The organism is Streptomyces sp. Go-475 (assembly GCF_003330845.1).
Taxonomy (GTDB): domain Bacteria; phylum Actinomycetota; class Actinomycetes; order Streptomycetales; family Streptomycetaceae; genus Streptomyces.
This window is the reverse complement of sequence record NZ_CP026121.1, coordinates 111,212-134,760: the sequence shown is the minus strand read 5'-3', so window position 1 is coordinate 134,760 and position 23,549 is coordinate 111,212. Positions and strand designations below refer to the sequence as shown.

Here is a 23,549-nt window from a genome sequence, read left to right as displayed (position 1 = left end):
TCAGATCGAACTGCCGGGTCAGCTGTCCCACGGCGGCGAGTCCCATGCGCGGCGGGTCGCCCAGCTCGGTCAGCAGAATCGGTTCGCTGCCGCCCACCAGCCGCTGGGCGCGGGCCCGTTCGTCCTGCGTCATGCCGAGCCCGGCGTCGTCGACGGTGACGCAGACACCGTGGTGGACGGCCTCCAGGTTGACCACGACCTCGGTGTCGGGCGCGGAGTGCCGCAGCGCGTTGTCGAGCAGTTCGGCGACGATGATGGCGACCGGCTCCACGGCGTGGGACACCAGGGCGGTGCCCGCCGGCAGGTGGTTGCCGACCTTGACGCGCTGGTAGCCCGCGAGCCGGGCCTGACCGCCCGTCACCGCGTCCACGAGGTGGGACTCCTCCCGGGCCAGCCCGACCCAGGCCCCGCACACCACCGCGGCGATCTGCGCGCGGCGCAGCGACTGCTCGTTCTCGTGGTCCAGTTCGAACAGGGTCTGCGCCAGCTCGGGGTCGTCGTAGCGCTGCTGGAGTCCGCGCAGGGCGTCCTGCAGCCGGTACAGCGCCGCCTGGATCTCCCGGGTGGCCCCGCGCATCCCGGCCTGTGCCGCCGCGTCGATCCGGGTGCGCTGCGCGGCGAGTTCGGCCTGCACCCCCGTCAGCACCTGCTCCAGCGCCGCTTCCAGGGGCGAGCCGGCCAGCTGCGGGTTGAGCGGGCCGGGCACGGCGACGTGCGGATGCGCGGCCTGCCGGGCCGCGGCGGGCACGCGCCGCGCCGCCAGATGCTCGACCTCGGCGGTGAACGCCCGTGAGGTGCCGTCGAGTTGAGCCCGCAGCGCGGCCGTCTTGGCGCGCTGCGCGGCCAGGTGCCGCCGGGAGCGCAGCAGCCCGCCGCCGAGGGCGAACGCGGACAGCGTGCCGACGGCGAGACCACCGACGACCAGGTCCGGCAAAGCGATCATCGAGTCGATTCCAGTGGGAGTCGGGCAGGGCTGGGTCCGGGGTGCTCTGGCGAGCCACCCGCAGCACAGTACACACCGTCATCGACCGGTCTCGCACGGTGGAACGCCACTTCGTTCCGAAAGTGCTCGGTGTCTGTTCGCATCTGTGGCAACTGTCGGGATTGCCGTGCGGGGGAGGGGAGTTGGCGATGCGTACGGGTCTGCCCCGCCGCTCACGGTGGACGTGATCAGTGGGTCACCGAACGTGACCGTGCAGGGCTGTGTGCCCGTGCGGAGGAGGGGTACCCGTCCGGCGCCTGAAGAGGTCCGCTCCGCGAGAAGGAGGTCCGAATGACCAGCGAGACGGAGACCGGCGGCGTGACCGGTACGCAGGACAAGGACTACAACCTGATCTGGTACGTCGAGGCGTGCCTGAGCAACGCCCTGCGTCTGGAGAGCTACATCCAGGACGCGGAGCGCGCCAAGGACACCGAGGTCGCGGACCTGTTCCGCAAGGCCCAGGCGGACAGCCGCAAGGGTGCCGAACTGGGCAAGGGGCTGCTGCGCGCACGTCTGAACGGCGGCTGAGCACGACCGGCCCGCACGGCCCGGACCCCACCCTCCCGGCGGGGTCCGGGCCGTGTCCTGCGCGGGCGGTTCAGCCGGCGTACACCCTGCCTTCCTTCACGACGTAGTGCGCCGGCTCGGAGCAGCCGAGGGACGGCGTGAGCAGCAGGCTCACCGTCAGTGGCGCGGGCTCGCTGCTCGCGGTGGAGAACTCGCAGACGGCGCCCTTGCCGGTGAGCGGGTACCAGAACCAGCCGTCCACGCCGCCCACGGTCACCCGGTCCGACTCCTTCCAGCCGCCGCCGGACTGCGTGTAGACCTGCAGGCGCACGGAGGCGGCGTACTCGTCCTCCGGCGAACGCAGCGCGGTGAGAGTGATCTTGTAGTCGGAGCCGAGCGTGGACGAGGCGATCTGCCGCGTCTCGGGCGCGGCGGTGCCCGCGCTCGACGACCCGGCGCCCACGGCGCCCAGAGTGGCCGCCATCAGGAGGGTGAGGGCCGCGGTCGTGCCGCGGCGGGTGTGCTTGCGGATCAGGCTCATGTGTTCCCCCGTTGGAACGAGTCGAAGGGGTGGTCACCCCACGGAGGGAAAGACACCCCGCGCCGGGCAGAGGTTGTACGCGATCAGAGCCGGAGAACGGTTGGCCCTCCCTGCCGTGAGAGTGGCCCGAGCGGCCGCCGGGCCCGTCGTGCGAGTGGCCTGCGGGACGTGACTGACCCCGTGCCTCCGGGTACCCGGGCCGTCCCGCCGCGACCGGTCGGGCGGTGCGCGCGGCGCGCGGCCCCGGCCGGCCGCCGGTCCCGAGCCGAAGGAGCCCACGCTTATGACGGACGTATCCGGCACCGGTCCCGCTCCGGGCGACGACCGCAAGGTCCTCACCAACCGCCAGGGCCATCCGGTCTACGACAACCAGAACCAGCGCACCGTCGGCGCCCGCGGCCCGGCCACGCTGGAGAACTACCAGTTCCTGGAGAAGATCAGCCACTTCGACCGGGAGCGCATCCCCGAGCGCGTCGTGCACGCCCGCGGCGTCACCGCCTACGGCCACTTCGAGGCCTACGGCACCTGGGGCGACGAGCCGATCAGCCGCTACACCCGGGCGAAACTCTTCCAGGAGCGCGGCAAACGCACCGACGTGGCCGTCCGCTTCTCCACCGTCATCGGCGGCCGCGATTCCTCCGAGGCCGCCCGCGACCCGCGTGGATTCGCCGTCAAGTTCTACACCGAGGACGGCAACTGGGACCTCGTCGGCAACAACCTCGGCGTCTTCTTCATCCGCGACGCCATCAAGTTCCCGGACGTCATCCACGCCCTCAAGCCCGACCCGGTGACCTTCGAGCAGCAGCCGAACCGCATCTTCGACTTCATGTCGCAGACGCCCGAGGCCATGCACATGCTGGTCAACCTGTTCAGTCCGCGCGGCATCCCCGCCGACTACCGCCACATGCAGGGCTTCGGCGTCAACACCTACAAGTGGGTCAACGCCGACGGCGAGACCAAGCTGGTCAAGTACCACTGGATGCCCAAGCAGGGCGTGCGCAGCATGACCGAGGAGGACGCGGCCAACGTCCAGGCGGACACCCTCGGCCACGCCACCAAGGACCTGTACGAGGCGGTCGGGCGCGGCGAGTACCCCGAGTGGGAGCTGCTCGTACAGCTGATGGACGACCACGACCACCCGGAACTCGACTTCGACCCGCTGGACGACACCAAGACCTGGCCCGAGCAGGACTTCCCGCCGAAGCCGGTGGGCCGGATGGTGCTGGACCGGATGCCGAAGGACTTCTTCGCCGAGAACGAGCAGATCTCCTTCGGCACCGGCGTCCTCGTCGACGGCCTGGACTTCTCCGACGACAAGATGCTCGTCGGCCGGACCTTCTCCTACAGCGACACCCAGCGCTACCGGGTCGGCCCGAACTACCTCCAGCTGCCCGTCAACCAGGCCAGGAACGCCGACGTGCGCACCAACCAGCGCGACGGCCAGATGGCGTACCACCAGGACGGCGGCGGAGAGAACCCGCAGGTCAACTACGAGCCGTCGATCACCGGCGGCCTGCGCGAGGCCGCGTACCCGACCCACGACGAGCAGGGTCCCGAGATCACCGGCCGGCTCACCCGCAAGCGCATCCCCCGCACCAACGACTACCTCCAGGCCGGTCAGCGCTACCTGCTGATGGAGGACTGGGAGCGCGACGACCTGGTGAAGAACTTCATCGGTCAACTGTCCCCGTGCGACCGGGCCATCCAGGAGCGGATGGTGTGGCACTTCCTGCTGGTCGAGAACGACCTCGGCCTGCGGGTCGGCGAAGGACTCGGCATCGGCCCCGAGGACGTGGCCGGTCTGGAGCCGCTGGCGAGCCAGGACCTGACGGACGAGGACCGCGAACGCCTGTCCAGGCTGGGCAAGAACCAGCCGCGGGACGTCGAGGGCCTCACCATGACGCACTGCGTGCCCGACGAGCGGCACGTCGTCACGCGCTGACCGGTCATCCCGCCAGGGCCGAACGGGCCACCGACAGGGCCTGTTCCGCGTAGCCCCGGCCGAACAGCACGGCGTGCACCAGCAGCGGGAACAGCTGGTGCACGCCGACGCGGTCCCGCCAGCCGTCGGCGAGCGGCGCCTCCTCCTGGTAGCCGGCCAGCACCGCCTCCAGGTGCGGGCAGCCGAACAGGTGCAGCATCGCCAGGTCCGTCTCGCGGTGCCCGCCGTGCGCGGCCGGGTCGATCAGCCAGACGTGCCCGTCGGCCGCCCACAGCACATTGCCGCTCCACAGGTCGCCGTGCAGCCGCGCCGGCGGCTCGGCGGGCCCCGCGAGGGCGGGCAGTTGCTCGCACAGGCGTTCAACATCGGTCGCCTCGCCGGGACGTACGGTGCCCTGGTCGACGGCGCGCCGCAGATAGGGCAGCACCCGCTGCTCGGCGTACCAGCGCGGCCAGTCGGCGCCGGGCTCGTTGCGCATCGGGGCGAGCCCGATGTACGCGTCCGCCGGCCCGTCCGGCGGCGGCGCGCCGAACGCGGGCGCCCCGGCGGCGTGCAGGGCGGCCAGGTCCCGGCCGAAGCGGACCGCCGCCTCCCGGCTCGGCCGCCCGTCCGGAACCCGGTCGACGACCAGCCAGCCCTCGTCGTGCCCGTGCACGGCCGGCAGCCGCACGGACCCGGCCCCGGACAGCCACCGCAGCCCGGCCGCCTCGGCCCGTGGCGCCCCGGGCTCGCCGGACCGTTTGACGACCACGACCCGCCCGTCGTCGAGGGTGACCTCGGTGAGGCTCCCGGACAGGGGCCGTTCCGCTTCGACGGCCCGCCCGGTGAACCGGACCGCGACATCCGTGGGGGCCGTCATCCGTACTCCTCCCGAACTCCCAGCGTGATCGGCACCCAGCGTACGACCGCGGCCGGCCGGTCACGCGGGACGGTGAAATCCCGCCGCACGCCGACAGAACCGGCCGCCGCCGGGGGAGCAGTCGGGTCATGACGAGTTCACCGTTCCAGCGCACCATCGCCCTGCCCGCCCCCGTCTGCGAACAGGCCGCACAGCACCTGGAGCATGCCGCGCACCGGGCCATCGACGGCGCCGCGATCCCGCTGAAGGCGTTCCGCGCGGCCGCCGACAGCGACTTCACCCTCCCCCTGTCGGTGGTCGAACAGGCGGCCGCCTGCCTGCTGGTCCTCGCCACCGAGACCGCCCAGACCGTACGCCCCTCCGCGCTGCGCGCCACCATCAGCGTCGCGCTGCGGCTGCGGGACGCCGTCGAACTGGCCCACCAGCCCGCCCTCAGCAGCAGGTTCTGGTGAGCCCTGGACCGCCCGGCCAGGCCTCGGGGCGGTCTCAGGCCTCGCGGAAGGCGACCCCGACCTGCCTGCGGCGCAGCTCCTCCAGCGTGGCCTGCTGCCGGCCGGCCCGAGCGATGAGCTCGTCGAGCCGCCGCGCGTCGAGGCGTCGGTCCGTGGCGGACAGATCACGCAGCGTCTGCCAGACGGCCGCCTTGCCCTCCACCCCCAGCCGCAGCGCCTCCAGCTCCCACAGCGTGCTCAGCGGGGACCGCCGCACCAGGCTGCCGTTGCTCTTCAGCCGCCCCACCTGCTCGACCGCCCGGCCCGCGTAGACCTTGTAGCGGCGCACCGGGACGTCGAGCCGCCGCATGACGTCGAGCAGACTCTCCCGGTCCTCGGCGATCTCGTCGGCGACCGGGGCCAGCGCGTCGGCCAGTGGCGTGCCGCGGCACGAGCGCAGCAGGTAGCGGACCCGCGCGGTACCGGCGGTGGCACCGGCGAGATGGTCGTTGAGGTAGATGCCCAGCAGGGACATGTCCGTGGCCGGGGCACGCCGGGCGCCCGGCGCACCCGCTCGCTGTTCCGTCATGACGCTGCTCCTGTCGTCGTACTCCGGCCCTGCTCCACGGCCACCCTCGTGGTGACGCGCACGACACAGGGGCTGCGGGGTGTCGAGCCGGACCCGAACCGCACGGGAGGCTCGACCGGGGCGAGGGCACCGAGGCTCTCGCCCTCGTGGCGGACGGTGGCCGAGACGACCGGGTGCAGGTCCCGGGCGCCGTACCACTGGTGCCGGCCGGCCCGGGCGCTGCCGTGGGTGCGCGCACCCAGCAGCAGCAGGGCGGGCCGGTCCCACAGCGCGATCCAGGCCGGCCGGGTGGCGAGCCGGCCCGGCACCGCCCGCAGCGCGAGGCCCGTCAGGTTCCTCCGGCCTGTGCTGAAGCGCAGGTCGAGCGGCGGTGCGGAGACCGCCCAGTGCCGGCCGGTGATCCGCACCCGGACCGGCACCACGCGCACCTCGTCGAAGACGTACGTGCCGGCGACGAAGTCCGCCGTCTCCCGCGAGGGCGCCAGCAGCAGCCGCCACCCGTCGGCCCCTTCGACCATCACGTCGCTGAACGGCCCGAACGGCGACCTCGCCCAGTGCCCGAGCACCACGCGGGTGCCGGTGGCCGTGCCGATCCCCGCGATCCAGCCGTCGAAGCGCGGCGAACGCCCCGGCGACGGGGTCCGACCAGCGGGTTCGGGTCCGTGGGAGAGCACGCGGGCCGGGTGCCCGGCCCGCCCGGCACGAAACGGGACCAGCTGCCCCGCGCGTGCGGCCCGGCGTGATGTGGCCGAGGCCACGTCACGGACGAGGTCCCGATCACGCCCGGGCACGGGAAGCGGCGGTTACCGTCTACGACCAGAATTCCCGCTCCCCTCCTTCGGACGGCCCGGAAGTGCAAGCAGATCTCTCCCCTGTCATCGCGGCGACCGCCCAGTGGCTGACCCGCGCCTTCCCCGCCTCCGGCGGCGCGCTGGCCTCCGCCCTGTGCGAGGTGCAGGCCCGGCAGGCCGTGACGGTCGCGGCGTGGCTCAGGTATCCGACGGCGATGGACGCCGCCCTGCTCGGCATGGCGGGCCCCGGCGGCTCCGCGCGGCTCGACTGGCTCACCGGCGCCGACGCGGGCCTGGACGACGACGTGGACGCGCACCCCTGGCGCACCTGGGTGGACGAGGTGGTGGCGAGCTGGGCGGCCAGTCTGCTCACCGACCCGGAGCTCGCCTCGCTGGCGGTGGCGGCGCTCGCCGGGAACGGCCAGGGCACCGGCGCGTCCGCGGAGTTCCGCCGCCTCGTCGCACCCGACGACCGCGACCGCAGCGCCGCCGCCCTGCTGCGCCACCCGGACCTGCTCGCGCCCGTGGCCGCCCTGCACCACTCCCAGCTCCTCGACCGCCTGAACCCGGGCCGCACGCTGATCGCCTGACGCGGACCGCCCGAGCCGCCCAGCGGATGACCGTGCCGCCCCGCCGCCGGCTGGACGGCCGCCTCTGCTCCCGGACTCCCGCTCTCCCCGTTGCGACCTGCGCGAACAGGGGGCCGCCCGCAGCCCCTCACCCTCCGTCACTCACCGGTTTGCCGTACGCGACCGTGCCCCGCCCGCACGGTCGGCGGACGCTGATCGTGGGCTCGACGGCCTCCGGCCACCCTCCGACGGCCGTCGCGCCGGGCAGTGACGCCGCTGACGGAGGAGAGACCCCCATGACCATCGCCCTCTCACGGAGCTGGGAGCACGCCGTCGTCACCGGCGGCGCCGGGTTCGTCGGCTCCCACCTGTGCGCCGCCCTGCTGGACGCGGGCGCGACCGTCACCTGCGTGGACGACTTCAGCACCGGCCGGCCCGAGAACATCACGCCCCTGCTCGAACGGCCCGGCTTCACGCTGGTGCAGGCCAACGTCGCCGAGGGGCTGCGGGTCAAGCGCCCGCCGGACCTCGTCCTGCACTTCGCCTCCCCGGCGTCCCCGGCCGACTACCTGCGGCTGCCCCTGCACACCATGGAGACGGGCAGCCTCGGCACCCGCAACGCCCTCGAACTCGCGCACTCCTCCCGGGCCCGCTTCGTCCTGGCCTCGACCTCCGAGGTCTACGGCGACCCGCAGCAGAACCCCCAGGACGAGCGCTACTGGGGCAACGTCAACCCCGTCGGCCCGCGCAGCGTCTACGACGAGGCCAAGCGCTTCGGCGAGGCGCTGACCACCGCGCACGCCGAGACCCACGGCACCGACACCTGCATCGTGCGGCTGTTCAACACCTACGGCCCCCGGATGCGCGGCCACGACGGACGCGCCGTGCCGACGTTCGTACGGCAGGCCCTGGCCGGCGAGCCCCTCACCGTCACCGGCGACGGCCGCCAGACCCGCTCGCTGTGCTACGTCGACGACACCGTCCGCGGCATCCTCGCGGCGGCCGCCCACGGCATGCGCGGCCCCGTCAACATCGGCAACCCCACCGAGATCACCATGCTCGACCTGGCCCGGCTGGTCGTCGAACTCGCCGGGTCCCCCTCGGACATCCGCTTCATCGAACGCCCGGTGGACGACCCGGCGGTGCGCTGCCCGGACATCACGCTCGCCCGCGACAAGCTCGGCTGGGAACCGCAGGTGCGCGCCGAGGAAGGGCTGCGGCGCACGATCGCCTGGTTCCGCGAGGACGGAACCGAGGACTGAGCCGGCCGGGCCCGCCCACACCACCGCGCCCGGCCCTCCTCCCTCCGCCCGGACGACCGCCACAGAACACCGTTCCCGAAGCACGCCGAAAGGCCGGCCACCCCCATGCGCATCCTCGGAATCAACGCCCTCTTCCACGATCCCGCCGCCGCCCTGGTGATCGACGGGCGGACCGTCGCCGCCGCCGAGGAGGAGCGGTTCTCCCGGCGCAAGCACGGCAAGCGGCCCCTGCCGTTCTCCGCCTGGGAGCTGCCCGAGAAGGCCGCCGCCTGGTGCCTGAAGCGGGCCGGGCTGCGCCCGCAGGACCTCGACGCCGTCACCTACTCCTTCGACCCGGCGCTCGCCCGGCCCGCCGCGGACATGGGCCTGGACGACCCCTGGGACCACCTGCGGCTCACCTACGCCCGCGAGGCGCCCGGCTTCCTGCGCACGGCCCTGCCCGGGCTCGACCCCGGCATCGTCCGCTTCGTACCGCACCACATGGCGCACGCCGCCTCCAGCGCCTTCGCCGCACCGGACGCCGGGAACTCCTCCGTCCTGGTCCTGGACGGCCGCGGCGAGCGCGCCTCCCACCTGGCCGCCCGCCGCGTCGGGGACCGGCTGGAGGCCCTGCACGCCCAGGAACTCCCGCACTCGCTCGGCCTGGTCTACGAGGAACTCACCGGACACCTCGGCTTCCTGCGCTCCTCGGACGAGTTCAAGGTGATGGCCCTCGCCTCGCACGGCAGACCGCGCATGCTCGCCGAACTGCGCCGCCACGTGTACCCCACCGGCGACGGCGGCTTCCACGCCACCGGCGTGCCCTGGCCCGAGCTGTGCGCGCCGCGCGGGCCCGACGAGCCCTGGACGCAGGACCACGCCGACGTCGCCGCCAGCGCCCAGGCCGTGCTGGAGGAGACCCTGCTCGACCTGGTGCGCTGGCTGCACGGCCGCACCCACGACAGCGTGCTCACCCTCGCCGGGGGCGTCGCCCTCAACTGCGTCGCCAACTCCCGCATCGCCCGTGAGGGCCCCTTCGCCCGCGTGTGGGTGCAGCCCGCCGCCGGTGACGCCGGCACCGCCCTGGGCGGCGCCCTGCTGCTGTCCGCGGTGCAGGGCGACCAGCCGGAACCCATGACCGGCGCCGACCTCGGCCGGGACTGGTCCGACGCGGAGCTCGGCGCCTGGCTGAAGACCGCGGCCGTCCCCTTCGAACGGCCCCCGGACATCGCCGGGACCGTCGCCCGGGCCCTCGCGGACAACGCGATCGTCGCCTGGTTCCAGGGCCGCTCCGAGTACGGCCCGCGCGCCCTCGGCCACCGCTCCCTGCTGGCCCACCCCGGGCACGCGGGCAACCTGGAACGGCTCAACGACGTCAAGGGCCGCGAGCAGTTCCGGCCCGTCGCCCCGATGGTCCTCGCCGACCGCGCCGCCGAGATCTTCGACGGCCCGCTGCCCAGCCCGTACATGCTGTTCGTGCACGACGTGGCCCCGGCATGGCGGGAGCGGATCCCCGCCGTCGTGCACGTCGACGGCACCGCCCGCATCCAGACCGTCGACCCGGCCCGCGAACCCCTGGTCGCCCGGATGCTCGGCGAGTTCGAGCGGCTCACCGGACTGCCCGTGGTCGTCAACACCAGCCTCAACACGGCCGGCCGTCCCATGGTCGACGACCCGCGCGACGCCCTGGAGTGCTTCGGCTCCTCGCCCGTCGACCTGCTGGCCATCGGCCCGTACGCGATCCGGCGCGGCGACCTCTTCCGCACGTGCGCGGACGACGCGGGAGGCCCGCGATGAGCCGCCCCGACGCCCCCGCCCGGGACGCCGAGTACGCCGTCGTCATCCCCACCCTCGGCCGGCCCAGCCTGCGCACCTGCCTGCACGCCCTCGCCGAGGCGGCCGGGCCCGGGCCGGTCCGGGTGGTCCTCGTCGACGACCGGCCCGACCGGGCCCGTACGTTCCTCACCGCCGACGTGCCGCCGTCCCTGCGCTCGCGCACCCTCGTCGTACCCGGCGGCGCGCGCGGACCCGCCGCGGCCCGCAACCTCGGCTGGCGGGCGGCCGGGGACGTGCCCTGGATCGTCTTCCTCGACGACGACGTCGTACCCGGACCCACCTGGGCCGACGACCTGACCCTCGACCTGGCCGCGGCCACGGACCGGACCGCCGGCATCACCGCCCGGATCGAGGTCCCCCTGCCCCCCGACCGGCGCCCGACCGACTGGGAGCGCAACACGGCCGGGCTCGCCACCGCCCACTGGATCACCGCCGACATGGCGTACCGCCGGGCGGCGCTGGCGGCCGTCGGCGGCTTCGACGAACGCTTCCGCCGGGCCTTCCGGGAGGACGCCGACCTCGCCCTGCGCCTGCTCGACGCCGGCTGGACCCTCACCGGCGGCCGGCGCACCACCACCCACCCCGTACGGCCGGCCGGGCGCTGGATCTCCGTCCGGCTCCAGGCCGGCAACGCCGACGACGTGCTGATGACCCGGCTGCACGGCCGCCACTGGTGGCGCCGGGCGGAAGCGTCCCGCGGGCGCCTGCCCGTGCACCTGGCGGTGACCGGGGCGGGGGTGACGGCGCTCGGCTGCGCCCTGCTCGGCCGGCACCGGCCGGCCGCGGCGTGCGCCGCCGCGTGGCTGGCCGGCACCGCCGAGTTCGCCCTGGCCCGGATCCTGCCCGGGCCGCACACCCGGGACGAGGTGCTCACCATGGCCCTGACCAGCGTGCTCGTCCCGCCCGCCGCGACGTGGCACTGGCTGCGCGGGCGGCTGGCGCACCGTACCGCCCGGCCGCACACCCCCTTCGGGACGGGGGAGCCGGCACCCGCGCCGCGCCCGGCCGTCAGGGAACGGCTGCGGTCATGACCCGCCCCTGGCTGCTCTCCACGGCGCACGAACCGGCCGACGCGCCCCCGCCCCGGCCGGGCCGCGCCCTCCCCGCGGCCGTTCTCTTCGACCGCGACGGCACGCTCGTCGCCGACGTCCCCTACAACGGGGACCCCGCCCGGGTCGCGCTCATGCCGGGCGCCCGGGAGGCCGTCGACGCCGTGCGCGCCGCCGGAGTGCCCGTCGGCGTCGTGACCAACCAGTCGGGTCTGGCCCGGGGCCTGCTGACCCGCCGCCAGGTCCAGGACGTGCGCCTGCGGGTGGAGGAACTGCTCGGGCCGTTCGCCGTGTGGGCCGTGTGCCCGCACGGGCCGGGGGACGGCTGCGGCTGCCGCAAACCGGCCCCCGGCCTGGTGCTGGCCGCCTGCCGCAGCCTCGGCGTGCCGCCCGGACGCACCGTCGTCATCGGCGACATCGGGGCCGACGTGGCGGCCGCCCGGGCCGCGGGGGCCCGCGGCGTCCTCGTTCCCACGGCGGCCACCCGGCCCGCGGAGGTCGCGGAGAGCGGCACCACGGCAGCGGACCTGCCGGAGGCGGTACGCCTCGCCCTCACCCCGGCCGTGCCGGCGGGGGAGGCGCGATGACCCTCTCCCGGTTCCGTCGCCCCCGCACCCTCGTCGTCCGTCTCGACAGCGCCGGTGACGTCCTCCTGGCCGGGCCCGCCGTACGGGCCGTCGCGGCCGGGTCCTCCTGCACCGCGCTGCTGTGCGGGCCGCAGGGCGCCGCCGCGGGCCGGATGCTGCCCGGCGTGGACGACGTGCTGACGTACGACGCCCCCTGGGTCGGGCTGGAGCCGCCGCCGATCACGCGGACGGCCACCCGGCGGCTGATGGAGCAGCTCACGGCGGGCCGCTTCGACCGGGCGCTCGTGCTCGTGTCGTACCACCAGAGCCCGCTGCCGGCCGCCCTGCTGCTGAAGCTCGCCGGGATCGGCTGGACCGCCGCCGACAGCGAGGACTACCCGGGCGCCCTCCTCGACCTGCGGCACCGCAGGCTTCCGCACCGGCACGAGGCCCTGGCCGCCCTCGACCTGGCCCGCGCCGCGGGCTTCACGCTGCCGCCCGGCGACGACGGCAGGCTCCGCGTCACCCCGCCGCCCCCCACCACCCGCCTCACCGGCCCCGAGCCGTACGTCGTCGTGCACCCCGGCGCCGCCGTGCCCGCGCGGGCGTGGAGCCCCGGGCGGGCGGCACGGGCCGTGGCCGCGCTGTCCGCCGAGGGCTACCGGGTCGTCGTCACCGGCGGCCGCGCCGAGCGGGAGCTGACCGCCCGGGTCGCCGGCCGGCACGCACTCGACCTCGGCGGCGCCACCGGCCTGCCCCAGCTCGCCGGAGTCCTGGCCGGAGCGCGGGTCGTGGTGGCCGGGAACACCGGCCCGGCGCATCTCGCCGCCGCCGTCGGCACGCCCGTCGTCAGCCTCTTCGCGCCGGTCGTGCCCGCCGAGCGCTGGGCCCCCTACGGCGTCCCGCACATCCTGCTCGGCGACCCGCGCGCCGGGTGCGCGGACACCAGGGCACGCCACTGCCCGGTCCCCGGACACCCCTGCCTCGACGCGATCGGCGACGCCGAGGTGCTCGCGGCCGTGGCGGCCCTCACGGACGACCCCGCGGACCAGGGAGAACACACGGAGCGAGGAGCGACCGTATGAACATCCTGCTGTGGCACGTGCACGGCTCCTGGACGACCGCGTTCGTCCAGGGCCCGCACACCTACCTCGTCCCCGTCACCCCGGGCCGCGACCCGGACGGCCTCGGACGGGCGCGCACCTTCTCCTGGCCCGCCACGGTCCGCGAGGCCATCCCGGAGGAACTCCGCGACACGCCCGTCGACCTGGTGCTGCTGCAACGCCCGCACGAGATCGAGCTGGCCGAGCGGTGGCTCGGCGGGCGCCGCCCCGGCCGCGACGTGCCCGCGCTGTACCTGGAGCACAACGCGCCCGACGGCGCCGTACCCGACACCCGCCACCCGTGCGCCGACCGCACCGATCTGACGATCGTGCACGTCACCCACTTCAACCGGCTCTTCTGGGACTGCGGCACCACCCGCACCGAGGTCGTCGAGCACGGCATCGTCGACCCGGGCCACCGCTACACCGGCCGGCTCGCCCGCGCCGCCGTCGTCGTCAACGAACCCGTGCGGCGCGCCCGGTACACCGGCACGGACCTGCTGCCCGCCCTGGCCGAGGCGGTGCCGCTCGACGTGTTCGGCATGGGCACCGAAGACCTGGCCGGACACCTCGGCCTGCCACCCGACCGGTGCCGCACCGCCGACCTGGCCCAGAGCGACCTGCACACGGCCCTGGCCGAACGCCGCATGTACCTGCACCCGGTGCGCTGGACCTCCCTCGGCCTGTCCCTGCTGGAGGCCATGCACCTCGGCCTGCCCGTGCTGGCCCTCGCCACCACGGGGGCCGTCGAGGCCGTCCCGCCCGGCGCGGGCACCCTCTCCACCCGCCCCGACGTCCTCGCCCGCGCCGCCCGCCGCTACCTCCACGAACCCGAGGCCGCGGCCGCGGACGGCGCCCGGGCCCGGCAGGCGGCCCTCGAACGCTACGGGCTCAAGCGCTTCCTGGCCGACTGGGAGCGCCTGATCACGGAGGTGTGCTCATGACCCCGTCCCTCAGCCCCTTCCCCGCCGGACCGCTCGGCGGCGACCCCCTCGACCCGGGCGTCCTCGCGATCGCCCTCGTCTCGGAGCACGCGAGCCCCCTCGCCGCGCTCGGCGGGGTCGACGCGGGCGGACAGAACGTCCACGTCGCCTGCCTCGCCGGCGCCCTCGCCGACCGGGGCCACCGCGTCACCGTCTACACCCGCCGCGACGCCTCCGACCTGCCCTGCCGGGTGGAGCTGCGCGACGGCGTCGAGGTGCACCACGTGCCCGCCGGGCCCGCCGAGCCGCTCCCCAAGGACGCGCTGCTGCCCCACATGGGCGAGTTCGGCCGCTACCTGGCCCGCAGCTGGCGCACCCGGGCCCCCGACCTCGTCCACTCGCACTACTGGATGTCCGGCCTGGCCGCCCTGCGCGCCACCCGCGAGCGGGGCCTGCCCCTGCTGCACACGTACCACGCCCTCGGCACGGTGAAGAAGCGGCACCAGCGGCTCGCCGACACCAGCCCGCCGGAGCGGATCCCCGGCGAGACCGAGATCGGGCTGGGCTGCGACCGCGTCATCGCCACCTGCCGCGACGAGACCGTCGAACTGACCCGCATGGGCATCCCCCCGCACAAGGTCGGCATCGTCCCGTGCGGCGTCGACACCGACCGGTTCACCCCCAAGGGCCCGGCCGCGCCCCGCGGACCCCTCCCGCACCGGCTGCTCCAGCTGGGCCGGCTCGTGCCGCGCAAGGGCGCCGCCGTCACCGTCGCCGCGCTGGCCCGGCTGCCCGGCACCGAGCTGGTCGTGGTCGGCGGGCCGCCCGCCGACCGGCTCGACGACGACCCGGAGGTGCGCCGGCTGCGCGGCATCGCCCGGGACGCCGGAGTCGCCGACCGGGTCCGCTTCACCGGCGCCGTGCCCAGCGAGCAGGTGCCCGCGCTGCTGCGCTCCGCCGACGTGGTGGTCTGCCCCGCCGACTACGAGCCCTTCGGCATCGTCCCGCTGGAGGCCATGGCCTGCGGCGTGCCCGTCGTGGCCAGCGCGGTCGGCGGGCAGCTCGACACCGTCGCCGACCCGGGCACCGGACGGCTGGTGCCGCCCCGCGACCCCGAGGCCCTGGCCCGCGCCGTCGCCGGGCTGCTCGCCGACCCGGCGGCCCGCGCGGCGTGCGGCGCGGCCGGCCGCCGCCGCGTCCTGAGCCGCTACGGCTGGGGCCAGGTCGCCGCCGCCACCGAGGCGGCCTACTGCGAGGTCCTCGACGCCGAGCCCGCCGCGACCGGCGCCGGCTGAACCGGCCCGCGACCCGCCCAGAGCCCGAAGGAGGTGTGGGCCCGCCGCCCCGGCGGCGGCACGCCCGATCCACATGGACGAACACCCCGCACACCCCGCCCTCGACGCCGCGCGTCGGCACTGCGAGTCACTGGAGGAGGCCCTCGGCCGGTTCCGCCGGCACGGCCTGGACCGGATCGCGGACTGGGGCGGCCGGCTCGCCGACGTCCTCTCCGGGGGCGGCCGGCTGCTCGCCGCGGGCAACGGCGGCAGCGCCGCCCAGGCCCAGCACCTCACCGCCGAGCTGGTCGGCCGCTACCGCCGGGAGCGCCGCGCCTACTCCGCGCTCGCCCTGCACGCCGAGACGTCCAGCGTGACCGCCATCGGCAACGACTACGGCTTCGACCACGTCTACGCCCGCCAGGTCACCGCCCACGGCCGCCCCGGCGACGTCCTGATGCTGCTGTCCACCTCCGGCCGCAGCGCCAACCTCATCGCCGCGGCCGTCACCGCCCGGCAGGCCGGGCTGCGCGTGTGGGCGCTCACCGGACGCGGCCCGAACCCCCTGGCGGAAGCCGCCCACGAGGCCCTGTGCGTCGACGCGGACAGCACCGCGAACGTCCAGGAGACCCACCTCGTCGCCGTCCACCTGCTCTGCGAATGCTTCGACACGGCCGTGTCCACGCCCCTCGCACGCCGCACGGTCCTCACCCACGGGAGCACGCCATGACCGCGCCGAAACCGCTCGCCGTCGTCGGGGACGTCCTCCTCGACGAGGACATCGAAGGCGTCTCCACCCGACTCTCCCCGGACGCCCCCGCCCCCGTCGTCGACGTCACCGGCGACCGGCGCCACCCCGGAGGAGCCGGACTGGCCGCCGCCCTCGCGGCCCGCGGCGGCCGCGACGTGGTCCTGGTGACCGCACTCGGCGACGACGACGCCAGCGAGGCCGTACGACGTGACCTGCGCGGCCGGGTCCGGCTGCTGGAGATCCCGCTGAACGGCACCCTGCCGGTCAAGACCCGGGTCCTGGCGGGCGGCCGGCCCGTCGTCCGCATCGACCGGGGCGGCGGCACCCCCGGCGAACCCGACGACGCCGTCCGCGCGGCCCTCGCGAACGCGCACGCCGTCCTGGTCGCCGACTACGGCCGCCACACCGCGGGCGCCCTGCGGCCGTACCTGGAGGACATCGCCCGCCGCACCCCCCTGGTGTGGGACCCGCACCCCCAGGGCGACCCGCCCGTGCCCGGAGCGCGGCTGGTCACCCCCAACGCGGCGGAGGCACGCGCCCTGCACCCCGGCTCCGGAGGAACGTCGCTGGGCGCGTACGCCGAGCGCGGGGCGCGGCTCGCGGAGCGCTGGCGCGCGGCGGGCGTGGCCGTCACCCTCGGCGACCGCGGAGTGCTGCTGGCCCGGCCCGGCGCCGCCACGCCGATGCTGGTCCCCGTGCCCTACCGGGCCGCCGGGGACCCGTGCGGCGCGGGCGACTGCTTCGCCGCGACGACGGCGGCCGCCCTGGCCGACGGCCTGCTCCCCGAGGAGGCGCTGCAACGGGCGGTGGCCGAGGCGGCCGCGTTCGTCGCGGCGGGCGGCGCGGGCAACCTCGACCTGTGGCGGACGCCGCCCGCGCCGGGCCCCGCGGACGACCCGGCGACCGACGCGTTCGGCCTCGCGGAGAGCGTCCGGGCCCGCGGCGGCACCGTGGTCGCCACCGGCGGCTGCTTCGACCTGGTCCACGCCGGGCACGTCGGCCTGCTGGAGAGCGCCCGGCGCATCGGCGACTGCCTCATCGTGTGCCTGAACTCCGACGCGTCCGTCACCCGCCGCAAGGGCCCGGGGCGCCCGCTCAACCCGGCGGCGGACCGGGCCAGGGTCCTCGCCGCCCTCGGCAGCGTCGACGCGGTCGTGGTCTTCGAGGAGGACACCCCCGAGGCGGTCCTGGCGCGGCTGCGCCCCGACGTGTGGGTCAAGGGCGGCGACTACTCCGTCCAGGACCTGCCCGAGGCGGAGGTCCTGCGGAGCTGGGGCGGGCAGGCGGTGGTCCTGCCGTACCTCGACGGCCGCTCCACGACCCTGCTGACCCGCAGGGCGGCGAAGGCGGTGGCAGGGGCGCTCAGGCCGTCGGGTTCCTGACAGGAGCCCTCGGGTGAGGACCGCTCAGGCCGCCTTGCCCAGGGCCGGCACGTCGCCCTCCTCCGTGCGGAGCAGCACCGGGGCCGCGGCCCCGCGCTGCCGCAGCAGCCAGCCCGCCCCGATCGCACCCGCGATGAGCAGCCCGCCGGTGACCAGGGCACCGCGGGCCCCGGCCAGTTCCATGAGCAGGCCGAGCGCGGGCGGACCGCCCAGGCTCCACACCGTGCCGATGCTGCCCCACACGCCCAGCACGCGTCCGCGCAGGTGGGCGGGCGGGTCGGTCTGCAGGACGGCCGTACCGGCGGTGTCGGAGACGGACTCCACCACGGCCATCGGCAGCACCAGCGCGATCAGCACCACCAGCGACGGCGACAGCCCGGCCACCACCTGGAGCAGCCCGCCGGTCGCCGCCAGGGCGCCCACCAGCCGCACCGACGGCCGGCGCAGCCGGGCGCCGAGCACCGCGCCGAGGATCCCGCCGATCGCGAGCACGGTCGACACCGTGCCGAAGGAACCGGCGCCACCCGCGAGGGGACCGGTGACGAGCACGGCGAGGGTGAGCCCGTAGTTGCGGCCGAACACCGCGCTGATCCCGGTCACGCCGGCGAGCGCGACCAGCCGCGGCCGGCGCGCGAAGAAGGCCAGCCCCTCGCGCACGCTCATCTCGGAGCCGGTGCGCCCGCCGGGTGCGGCGACGTGCCGGACCGCCCCGGCGGCCGGGCGCAGGAACGGGATGACCGACGCCACGAACAGGAACGACAGCCCGTTGGCGAAGTACGCGGCGGAGGTGCCGAGGAACCCGACCGCGACACCGGCGAGCGCCGCCCCCACGAGCCGGCCCGCCTGGTGCACCAGCGCCCCGACCCCGATGGCCGAGGGCACGTCCTCCGCCGGGACCAGGTCGTTGCCGAGCAGCGCGCACGCCGGGTTGTCGACGGTCGCGACGACACCGGTGACGGCGGCCAGCACCATCAGCGAGGTCATGTCGAGCCGGTCCAGCGCCACGAGGACGGCCGTGGTGAACGCGATCGCGCCGAGCAGCGCCTGGCTCACGGCGGCCGTCAGCTTCCGGGGCCACCGGTCGACGGCCGCACCGCCCAGGACGCTCATCAGCAGGGCGGGGGCGGCCTGCACGGACATGGACAGGCCGGTCGCGGCGGCGGACCCGGTGATCTGCAGGACCAGCAGGTTCTGCACCGTGAGCTGCATCCAGGTACCGGCGTTGGACACGAAGTTCGCGACGGACCACCAGCGCATGCTGCGGTACCTCAGCGACCGCCAGGGCGAGCGCGAGGCGGGCTGGGCAGGGGAGGGCGAGGAAGACACAGTGCGGTACTCGCAAGACGAGTCGGAGGACTCAGCAGGAGGAGGGGCGAGGAGAACGAGAGGCACCGGCTGCGCTGCGCGGTGGCTCCCCTCGCCGGGTACGGCGCCGACCATCGTGACAGAGGGGCACCCCGAGTCGTTTCCGTCCACACCTCGTCCACGACTCCCGCACATCCCAAATGCCCGTGGCTCCGGGGGCTTTGGGGTCGCGAGTGTGGTTGATCACAGTCGTCGATCATGGCCGTCGTCGCGTGACGGCGACCACAGAGCGTCGTGTGACGACGGCCACAGAACAGGGAGAAGGGCCCGTCGCCGGGGCGACGGGCCCTTCTCGCACGCTGTGACGGGTGTTACTCGAACTTCCCCCGGCCGCTCAGCGCGTCGCGCAGCCGGTCGACCATGCCGGTGCCGGGCGCCAGGAGCTTGTTCGCCGGAGGCTTGTCGGGAGCCGCCGGGTGGGGCCGGGTCGGGGCGGTCTTCTTCGCCGTGCGGACCTTGTCGCCCAGCTCGTTGAGGGTGTCCATCGGACAGGCCTGCCGCAGTCGCGGGAAGAGGTTCCCCTCCTCGTCCGCGATGTGCGAGCGGATCTCGCTCATCAGCATGCCCATCAGCCGGTCGAAGTCGGCGTCGCCCGCGTCACAGCCCTCCAGGTCCTTCATGATCCGCTCGGCCGTGGCGTGGTCCTGGAGCTCCTGGTCGGCCAGGGCGTCGCCGCCCGCCACGTGCTCGCGCACGGCCGGATAGAGGTAGGCCTCCTCGGCCACCGAGTGCCGCACCAGCTCCATCGTGACCTGGTCCGCGTACACCTTGCGGTCCTGGTGACCGGACGGCAGCGCCTCGATCCTGCCGAACATCTCCTCGACCTCGCGGTGATCGGTCACCAGCTCGTCGATGACGTTTCCTCCGTGTCCCATGTCCTTCACCTCCAGCCCCCGGGTCCCCCGGGCCCCCAGGGGCTAACGCGCGGTCGGTCCGGTACGGGCCCGCCGGGGGTCAGGCGGGGAGCTTGGCGCGGACCCGCGCGGCCGCGGCGGCCGGACGCGCGGTGGTGCGGACGGAACGCCGCACCAGGCCCGCGTCGCGCCGCAGGCCGCGGGCGGCGTGCGTGCCGCGCCACAGCACCGAGGGGCGGGCGCCGGTGTCGTCGGCGGCGATCAGCAGCCCGCCGAGCATGGACATGTTCTTGAAGAAGTGGATGCGCTGCTGGGCCCGCTCCGAGGGGTCCTCCGCCTCCCAGAAGCGGTGCCCCGCCAGCGTCGTGGGGACCAGCGTCGCCGCGATGGCGAGCGCGGCCGGGCGCGGCATGCGTCCGGTGGCCAGCATCAGGCCCGCCACCACCTGCACGGCGCCGTTCAGCCGTACGACCTGCTCGGTGCGGTCCGGCAGCGCCGAGACGCGCTCGGTGACCGGTTGGACGACGGGCTCGGCGACGTCGGCGACCTCCTTGGGGTCGCGGACGGAGTTCAGGCCGCCCGCGAGGAACATCGAGGCCAGCATGGGGCGGCCGAGCACACGCAACAGACTCATGGCCCTCTCCAGGGGTGTCGGTGGGTCCAGCGCTCGCCGGGTTCCCCACCGGGCCGGGAAGCACTCACCCGGTCCGGGCCGCCCGGTGCCGCGCCCACGCCTCCTCGCGCAGCCCCGCGGAGAGCAGCACGTCGGCGGCGGTGCAGGCGAGGGCCCCGGTCGCCGCGACCAGCACCTCGCGGGCCCGGTGAGAGGCGGCCGCCGCGGCGAACTCCGGGGTGTGGTCGGAGCCGTCCTCGCCCATGATCGCGACGAACGGGTGGATGGCGGGTACCCGCCTGCTGACGTTGCCGATGTCGGAGGACCCCAGGTACACGCCGGGCGCGGGCGGCGACAGCGGGATCCCGGCCCGGGCCAGGTGCGCGGCGAACCGCCCGGACAGCGGCTCGCTGTCCCGGAAGTGCTCGTAGCGCACGGTGGCGCGCGTCACCTCGGCGGTGGTGCCGGTGGCCCTGGCCACCCCCTCGGCGCACACCCGCAGCCGCTCCACCAGGTCCTCCAAGGCCCCGGTCGTGGCGGCGCGCAGCCCGAACAGGCCCTCGGCGTACTCGGGGACGATGTTGGTGGCGGTGCCGCCGTGGGTGACGATGCCCTGCACGTGCGAGCCCTCCGGCAGCCGCCGCCCCAGCGCCGCCAGCACGTTGAACAGCTCCACGAGCGCCGCGAGCGCGTCGACGCCCTCCGTCGGGTTGCCCGTGGGGTGCGCGGCCCGGCCGTGGAAGGCCACCCGGTACTGCACCTGCGCGGTCAGCGGCGCCCGGGCCCAGTCGTACACGCCGGGGTGGAACATCAGCGCCGCGTCGACGCCGTCGAACACCCCGGCGTCCGCCTCGATCGCCTTGCCTCCCCCGCCCTCCTCGGCGGGCGTGCCCACCGCCAGCACCGTCCCGGCGGACGTCTCCGGCACGGCGGCCACCGCCAGCGCGGCGCCCAGGCCCGCCGCCGCGATGAGGTTGTGGCCGCAGGCGTGGCCGAGGCCGGGCAGGGCGTCGTACTCCAGGAGCAGCGCCACCGCGGGCCGGCCCCGGCCCGAGCGCGCCGTGAACGCGGTGGGCATCCCCGCCACGCCGCGCTCCACGGCGAAACCGGCGCGCTCCAGCTCGCCCGAGAGCAGGGCCGCCGCCCGGTGCTCGGCGAAGGCGTACTCGGGGTCGGCGTGCAGGCGCAGGGCCACGTCCCACAGCGCGTCGGCCCGGGCGGCCACCTCGTCGCGGAGGGCCTGGTGTACGTCGTCGAGCGCGCGGGTCACGGGGTCTCCTCGGAGTCGGGTGCGGTGGGCGTCCCTGAGAGCCGGCGGGTGCGGTGGGCGTCCCTGAGGGCCTGCGGGTGCGGTGGGCGTCCCTGAGGGCCGGCCGGGGGCTGGTGTGCCCCCGGGGGCCCGGCCGGACTCCACCGCCGGTTCCGGTGTGTTCCCGGCCGGGTTTCACCGCCCGCCGCCGCGACACCCGCCGCGTTTCGACCGGTGCCCCGGTGCAACACGGTCGGTGTACCCGCCGGGCCACGACAGCGTGGACGCCGCGGCGGCGGCCGGGCGGGCCGGACCTGGGAGGAACCATGGACCACTCGCGCGTGCCCGTGCTGGAGGCGCTGGAGGACTTCCGGCGCCGCGGCGACATCGCCTACGGCCCGCCGGGCCACAAGCAGGGCAGGGGAGTGGATCCGAGGGTCGCCGAGATCGTCGGGCTCGACGTGTTCCGCTCCGACGTGCTCTCGCTCAACGGGCTCGACGACCGCCGCCAGTCGCAGGGCGTGCTCAGCCGGGCCCAGGAGCTGATGGCCGACGCGGTCGGCGCCGAGCACGCGTTCTTCTCCACCTGCGGCAGCTCCCTGTCCGTGAAGACCGCCATGCTGGCCGCGGCCGGGCCGGGCGAGAAGCTGCTGCTGTCGCGCAACGCCCACAAGTCCGTCGTCGCGGCCGTCGTGGTCAACGGCGTCGAGCCCATCTGGGTGCACCCGAAGTTCGACACCGAGCGCCACCTGGCCCACCCGCCCGAGCCCGACGACGTCCGGCGGCGGCTCCGGGAGCACCCCGACGCCAAGGGCATGCTGCTCATCACGCCCACCGACTGGGGCTCCTGCGCGGACATCGGGGGAGTGGCCCGGGTGTGCCACGAGTTCGACGTGCCCGTCATCGTCGACGAGGCCTGGGGCGCCCACCTGCCGTTCCATCCCGCCCTGCCCGCCTGGGGCATGGACGCCGAGGCCGACCTGGTCGTGACCAGCGTGCACAAGATGGGCGGGGCGGTGGAGCAGAGCTCCGTCTTCCACCTCCAGTACGACCGTGTGTCGCCCGAGGCCCTCAAGCAGCGGGAGGACCTGCTCGGCACCACCAGCGCCTCCTCCCTCGTGTACGCCACCCTCGACGGCTGGCGCCGCCAGATGGTCGAACAGGGGCACGAGCTGCTGGACGCCGCGATCCGCCGCGCCGACCGCCTCCGGGCCGCGGTCGCCGACCTGCCCGGACTGCGGCCCATGGGCCGGGAGGTCGTGGAGGAGGGGCTCGCCGCCGACCTCGATCCGCTCAAGCTGGTGATCGACGTGCGCAAGCTCGGCCTGAGCGGGATGCAGGCCGCGGAGTGGCTGCGTACCCATCGCCACGTGGACGTCGGTGGCTCGGACAGCTGCCGGGTCAGCGCCTCGATCACCCACGCCGACGACGACGAGACCGAGCGGGTCCTGGTGGACGCCCTGCGCGCGCTCGTCGAGCACGCCGACTCCGTCGAACGGCGGCCGCCGGTCCGGCTGCCCGAGCCCTCGGCGCTGGAACTGGAGCAGGCGATGCTGCCCCGCGAGGCGTTCTTCGCACCGGTCGAGCACGTGCCCGCCGAGCGGGCCGCGGGCCGTGTCGCCGCCGAGATGATCAGCCCCTACCCTCCGGGCGTCCCCGTGGTGGCACCCGGCGAGGTCGTCACCGACGCGGTCCTGGACTACCTGCGCAGCGGCGTCGAGCACGGCGTCCTCATCCCGGACGCGGCGGACTCCTCGGTTCGCACGCTGCGGGTCGTGGCCCGGCGGTGAGGAGCCTCCGCAAGATTCAGTCAGGGCTCAACCACTCACGACCGAGATGTTGAAAATGTGATTGACGTGAATTCTGAGAAAGTTGGCATGCTTTGTCCGATTCCGGAGATCCGGAAGGTGAAGGTACTCGCTTCAGCTCAGGGAGATGGTGCTATGCCTTCCAAGGAAAAGGTCATCGAGGAACTCACCGGTGTTCCGAGTGTCGACATCGAGGCGGCACTCGACCCGGCCGAAGTCGACGGCGTCTACCGCGACAGCCGTGAGTGCGCGGCGCTGGCGCTCCAGTCAGGAGCGACCAAGCTGCTGCTGTCGCCGCCGACCCCGCGCCCGAAGAAGGGCTGA

Annotated in this window: 23 protein-coding genes and 1 pseudogene; 15 read left to right on the top strand and 9 right to left on the bottom strand. The window is 75.2% G+C overall.

Going from position 1 to position 23,549, the window contains the following annotated elements; translation table 11 throughout:
• Nucleotides 1-40 precede the first annotated feature (40 nt).
• Nucleotides 41-577: pseudogene (locus C1703_RS40260) on the bottom strand (ATP-binding protein); the annotation flags it as partial.
• A 696-nt stretch (nucleotides 578-1,273) separates the two neighbouring features.
• Here C1703_RS40260 and C1703_RS00605 point away from each other — a divergent pair.
• Nucleotides 1,274-1,510: a hypothetical protein gene (locus C1703_RS00605; RefSeq protein WP_030869562.1), complete on the top strand. Its 237-nt coding sequence runs from the start codon at nucleotides 1,274-1,276 to the stop codon at nucleotides 1,508-1,510.
• Nucleotides 1,511-1,580: 70 nt separating this feature from the next.
• On the opposite strand, the gene C1703_RS00600 is transcribed toward C1703_RS00605, so the two are convergent.
• Nucleotides 1,581-2,030: a hypothetical protein gene (locus C1703_RS00600; protein ID WP_114250003.1), complete on the bottom strand. Its 450-nt coding sequence runs from the start codon at nucleotides 2,028-2,030 to the stop codon at nucleotides 1,581-1,583.
• A gap of 283 nt (nucleotides 2,031-2,313) precedes the next feature.
• Here C1703_RS00600 and C1703_RS00595 point away from each other — a divergent pair, with 283 nt between their 5' ends.
• A complete protein-coding gene (locus C1703_RS00595; RefSeq protein ID WP_114250002.1) occupies nucleotides 2,314-3,972 on the top strand; it encodes a catalase in 1,659 nt (552 codons plus the stop codon).
• Between the two features lie 4 nt (nucleotides 3,973-3,976).
• Here the strand turns inward: C1703_RS00595 and C1703_RS00590 are convergent, their stop codons facing one another.
• Nucleotides 3,977-4,831, bottom strand: coding sequence for a fructosamine kinase family protein (locus tag C1703_RS00590; RefSeq protein WP_114250001.1), 855 nt, complete (start codon nucleotides 4,829-4,831; stop codon nucleotides 3,977-3,979).
• 128 nt (nucleotides 4,832-4,959) lie between these two features.
• Here C1703_RS00590 and C1703_RS00585 point away from each other — a divergent pair, with 128 nt between their 5' ends.
• Nucleotides 4,960-5,283 (top strand): hypothetical protein, encoded by a 324-nt coding sequence (locus tag C1703_RS00585; RefSeq protein ID WP_114250000.1) that lies wholly within the window; start codon nucleotides 4,960-4,962, stop codon nucleotides 5,281-5,283.
• 34 nt (nucleotides 5,284-5,317) lie between these two features.
• Here the strand turns inward: C1703_RS00585 and C1703_RS00580 are convergent, their stop codons facing one another.
• Both C1703_RS00580 and C1703_RS00575 read right to left on the bottom strand, forming a co-directional pair.
• Entirely contained in the window at nucleotides 5,318-5,851 is a 534-nt protein-coding gene (locus C1703_RS00580) for a hypothetical protein (protein WP_114249999.1), read from the bottom strand.
• Entirely contained in the window at nucleotides 5,848-6,525 is a 678-nt protein-coding gene (locus C1703_RS00575) for a hypothetical protein (protein WP_114249998.1), read from the bottom strand. Before C1703_RS00575 ends, C1703_RS00580 begins: the two co-directional genes overlap by 4 nt.
• Before the next feature lie 179 nt (nucleotides 6,526-6,704).
• Between C1703_RS00575 and C1703_RS00570 the strand changes: the two genes are divergently transcribed.
• From C1703_RS00570 to rfaE2, 10 genes are all read left to right on the top strand, one after another.
• Entirely contained in the window at nucleotides 6,705-7,232 is a 528-nt protein-coding gene (locus C1703_RS00570) for a hypothetical protein (protein WP_114249997.1), read from the top strand.
• A 275-nt stretch (nucleotides 7,233-7,507) separates the two neighbouring features.
• Nucleotides 7,508-8,473 carry an NAD-dependent epimerase/dehydratase family protein gene (locus C1703_RS00565; protein ID WP_114249996.1) on the top strand — a complete coding sequence of 322 codons (966 nt, stop codon included), beginning with the start codon at nucleotides 7,508-7,510 and terminating at the stop codon, nucleotides 8,471-8,473.
• Between the two features lie 105 nt (nucleotides 8,474-8,578).
• Nucleotides 8,579-10,249, top strand: coding sequence for a carbamoyltransferase C-terminal domain-containing protein (locus tag C1703_RS00560; protein ID WP_114249995.1), 1,671 nt, complete (start codon nucleotides 8,579-8,581; stop codon nucleotides 10,247-10,249).
• Entirely contained in the window at nucleotides 10,246-11,319 is a 1,074-nt protein-coding gene (locus C1703_RS00555) for a glycosyltransferase (protein WP_114249994.1), read from the top strand. Before C1703_RS00560 ends, C1703_RS00555 begins: the two co-directional genes overlap by 4 nt.
• Nucleotides 11,316-11,924 carry an HAD-IIIA family hydrolase gene (locus C1703_RS00550; protein ID WP_114249993.1) on the top strand — a complete coding sequence of 203 codons (609 nt, stop codon included), beginning with the start codon at nucleotides 11,316-11,318 and terminating at the stop codon, nucleotides 11,922-11,924. Before C1703_RS00555 ends, C1703_RS00550 begins: the two co-directional genes overlap by 4 nt.
• Nucleotides 11,921-12,988, top strand: a complete 1,068-nt coding sequence (locus C1703_RS00545) for a glycosyltransferase family 9 protein (RefSeq protein ID WP_114249992.1) — start codon at nucleotides 11,921-11,923, stop codon at nucleotides 12,986-12,988. Before C1703_RS00550 ends, C1703_RS00545 begins: the two co-directional genes overlap by 4 nt.
• The gene (locus tag C1703_RS00540) at nucleotides 12,985-13,950 is read left to right on the top strand and encodes a glycosyltransferase (RefSeq protein ID WP_114249991.1); all 966 of its coding nucleotides are present in this window, start codon (nucleotides 12,985-12,987) and stop codon (nucleotides 13,948-13,950) included. The genes C1703_RS00545 and C1703_RS00540 overlap by 4 nt, the downstream gene beginning before the upstream one ends.
• The gene (locus C1703_RS00535) at nucleotides 13,947-15,224 is read left to right on the top strand and encodes a glycosyltransferase (protein WP_114249990.1); all 1,278 of its coding nucleotides are present in this window, start codon (nucleotides 13,947-13,949) and stop codon (nucleotides 15,222-15,224) included. The genes C1703_RS00540 and C1703_RS00535 overlap by 4 nt, the downstream gene beginning before the upstream one ends.
• 73 nt (nucleotides 15,225-15,297) lie before the next feature.
• Nucleotides 15,298-15,933, top strand: a complete 636-nt coding sequence (locus C1703_RS00530; RefSeq protein ID WP_114249989.1) for an SIS domain-containing protein — start codon at nucleotides 15,298-15,300, stop codon at nucleotides 15,931-15,933.
• Nucleotides 15,930-17,336, top strand: coding sequence for a D-glycero-beta-D-manno-heptose 1-phosphate adenylyltransferase (rfaE2, locus tag C1703_RS00525; RefSeq protein WP_114249988.1), 1,407 nt, complete (start codon nucleotides 15,930-15,932; stop codon nucleotides 17,334-17,336). Before C1703_RS00530 ends, rfaE2 begins: the two co-directional genes overlap by 4 nt.
• A gap of 24 nt (nucleotides 17,337-17,360) precedes the next feature.
• Here the strand turns inward: rfaE2 and C1703_RS00520 are convergent, their stop codons facing one another.
• The 4 genes from C1703_RS00520 to C1703_RS00505 form a co-directional block, all read right to left on the bottom strand.
• On the bottom strand, nucleotides 17,361-18,662 hold the full coding sequence (locus C1703_RS00520; protein ID WP_114249987.1) for an MFS transporter: 1,302 nt from the start codon (nucleotides 18,660-18,662) through the stop codon (nucleotides 17,361-17,363).
• Nucleotides 18,663-19,012: 350 nt separating this feature from the next.
• Complete coding sequence (locus tag C1703_RS00515) at nucleotides 19,013-19,576, bottom strand: hemerythrin domain-containing protein (RefSeq protein WP_114249986.1); 564 nt, start codon at nucleotides 19,574-19,576, stop codon at nucleotides 19,013-19,015.
• A 79-nt stretch (nucleotides 19,577-19,655) separates the two neighbouring features.
• Complete coding sequence (locus C1703_RS00510; protein ID WP_114249985.1) at nucleotides 19,656-20,189, bottom strand: DoxX family protein; 534 nt, start codon at nucleotides 20,187-20,189, stop codon at nucleotides 19,656-19,658.
• A 64-nt stretch (nucleotides 20,190-20,253) separates the two neighbouring features.
• Nucleotides 20,254-21,438 carry an amidohydrolase gene (locus C1703_RS00505; protein ID WP_114249984.1) on the bottom strand — a complete coding sequence of 395 codons (1,185 nt, stop codon included), beginning with the start codon at nucleotides 21,436-21,438 and terminating at the stop codon, nucleotides 20,254-20,256.
• Nucleotides 21,439-21,743: 305 nt separating this feature from the next.
• On the opposite strand from C1703_RS00505, the gene C1703_RS00500 reads away from it, so the two are divergent.
• Together C1703_RS00500 and C1703_RS00495 are read left to right on the top strand one after the other, a co-directional pair.
• A complete protein-coding gene (locus C1703_RS00500) occupies nucleotides 21,744-23,207 on the top strand; it encodes an ornithine decarboxylase (protein ID WP_114249983.1) in 1,464 nt (487 codons plus the stop codon).
• A gap of 153 nt (nucleotides 23,208-23,360) precedes the next feature.
• Nucleotides 23,361-23,549, top strand: coding sequence for a hypothetical protein (locus C1703_RS00495; RefSeq protein ID WP_114249982.1), 189 nt, complete (start codon nucleotides 23,361-23,363; stop codon nucleotides 23,547-23,549).

What these genes read in the sequence shown, in the direction of transcription:
- C1703_RS00605 (WP_030869562.1), top strand. Translation starts at nt 1,274, where the DNA reads ATGACCAGCGAGACGGAGACCGGCGGCGTGACCGGTACGCAGGACAAG.
- C1703_RS00600 (WP_114250003.1), bottom strand. Translation starts at nt 2,030, where the DNA reads ATGAGCCTGATCCGCAAGCACACCCGCCGCGGCACGACCGCGGCCCTC.
- C1703_RS00595 (WP_114250002.1), top strand. Translation starts at nt 2,314, where the DNA reads ATGACGGACGTATCCGGCACCGGTCCCGCTCCGGGCGACGACCGCAAG.
- C1703_RS00590 (WP_114250001.1), bottom strand. Translation starts at nt 4,831, where the DNA reads ATGACGGCCCCCACGGATGTCGCGGTCCGGTTCACCGGGCGGGCCGTC.
- C1703_RS00585 (WP_114250000.1), top strand. Translation starts at nt 4,960, where the DNA reads ATGACGAGTTCACCGTTCCAGCGCACCATCGCCCTGCCCGCCCCCGTC.
- C1703_RS00580 (WP_114249999.1), bottom strand. Translation starts at nt 5,851, where the DNA reads ATGACGGAACAGCGAGCGGGTGCGCCGGGCGCCCGGCGTGCCCCGGCC.
- C1703_RS00565 (WP_114249996.1), top strand. Translation starts at nt 7,508, where the DNA reads ATGACCATCGCCCTCTCACGGAGCTGGGAGCACGCCGTCGTCACCGGC.
- C1703_RS00560 (WP_114249995.1), top strand. Translation starts at nt 8,579, where the DNA reads ATGCGCATCCTCGGAATCAACGCCCTCTTCCACGATCCCGCCGCCGCC.
- C1703_RS00555 (WP_114249994.1), top strand. Translation starts at nt 10,246, where the DNA reads ATGAGCCGCCCCGACGCCCCCGCCCGGGACGCCGAGTACGCCGTCGTC.
- C1703_RS00550 (WP_114249993.1), top strand. Translation starts at nt 11,316, where the DNA reads ATGACCCGCCCCTGGCTGCTCTCCACGGCGCACGAACCGGCCGACGCG.
- C1703_RS00545 (WP_114249992.1), top strand. Translation starts at nt 11,921, where the DNA reads ATGACCCTCTCCCGGTTCCGTCGCCCCCGCACCCTCGTCGTCCGTCTC.
- C1703_RS00540 (WP_114249991.1), top strand. Translation starts at nt 12,985, where the DNA reads ATGAACATCCTGCTGTGGCACGTGCACGGCTCCTGGACGACCGCGTTC.
- C1703_RS00535 (WP_114249990.1), top strand. Translation starts at nt 13,947, where the DNA reads ATGACCCCGTCCCTCAGCCCCTTCCCCGCCGGACCGCTCGGCGGCGAC.
- C1703_RS00530 (WP_114249989.1), top strand. Translation starts at nt 15,298, where the DNA reads ATGGACGAACACCCCGCACACCCCGCCCTCGACGCCGCGCGTCGGCAC.
- rfaE2 (WP_114249988.1), top strand. Translation starts at nt 15,930, where the DNA reads ATGACCGCGCCGAAACCGCTCGCCGTCGTCGGGGACGTCCTCCTCGAC.
- C1703_RS00515 (WP_114249986.1), bottom strand. Translation starts at nt 19,576, where the DNA reads ATGGGACACGGAGGAAACGTCATCGACGAGCTGGTGACCGATCACCGC.
- C1703_RS00510 (WP_114249985.1), bottom strand. Translation starts at nt 20,189, where the DNA reads ATGAGTCTGTTGCGTGTGCTCGGCCGCCCCATGCTGGCCTCGATGTTC.
- C1703_RS00500 (WP_114249983.1), top strand. Translation starts at nt 21,744, where the DNA reads ATGGACCACTCGCGCGTGCCCGTGCTGGAGGCGCTGGAGGACTTCCGG.
- C1703_RS00495 (WP_114249982.1), top strand. Translation starts at nt 23,361, where the DNA reads ATGCCTTCCAAGGAAAAGGTCATCGAGGAACTCACCGGTGTTCCGAGT.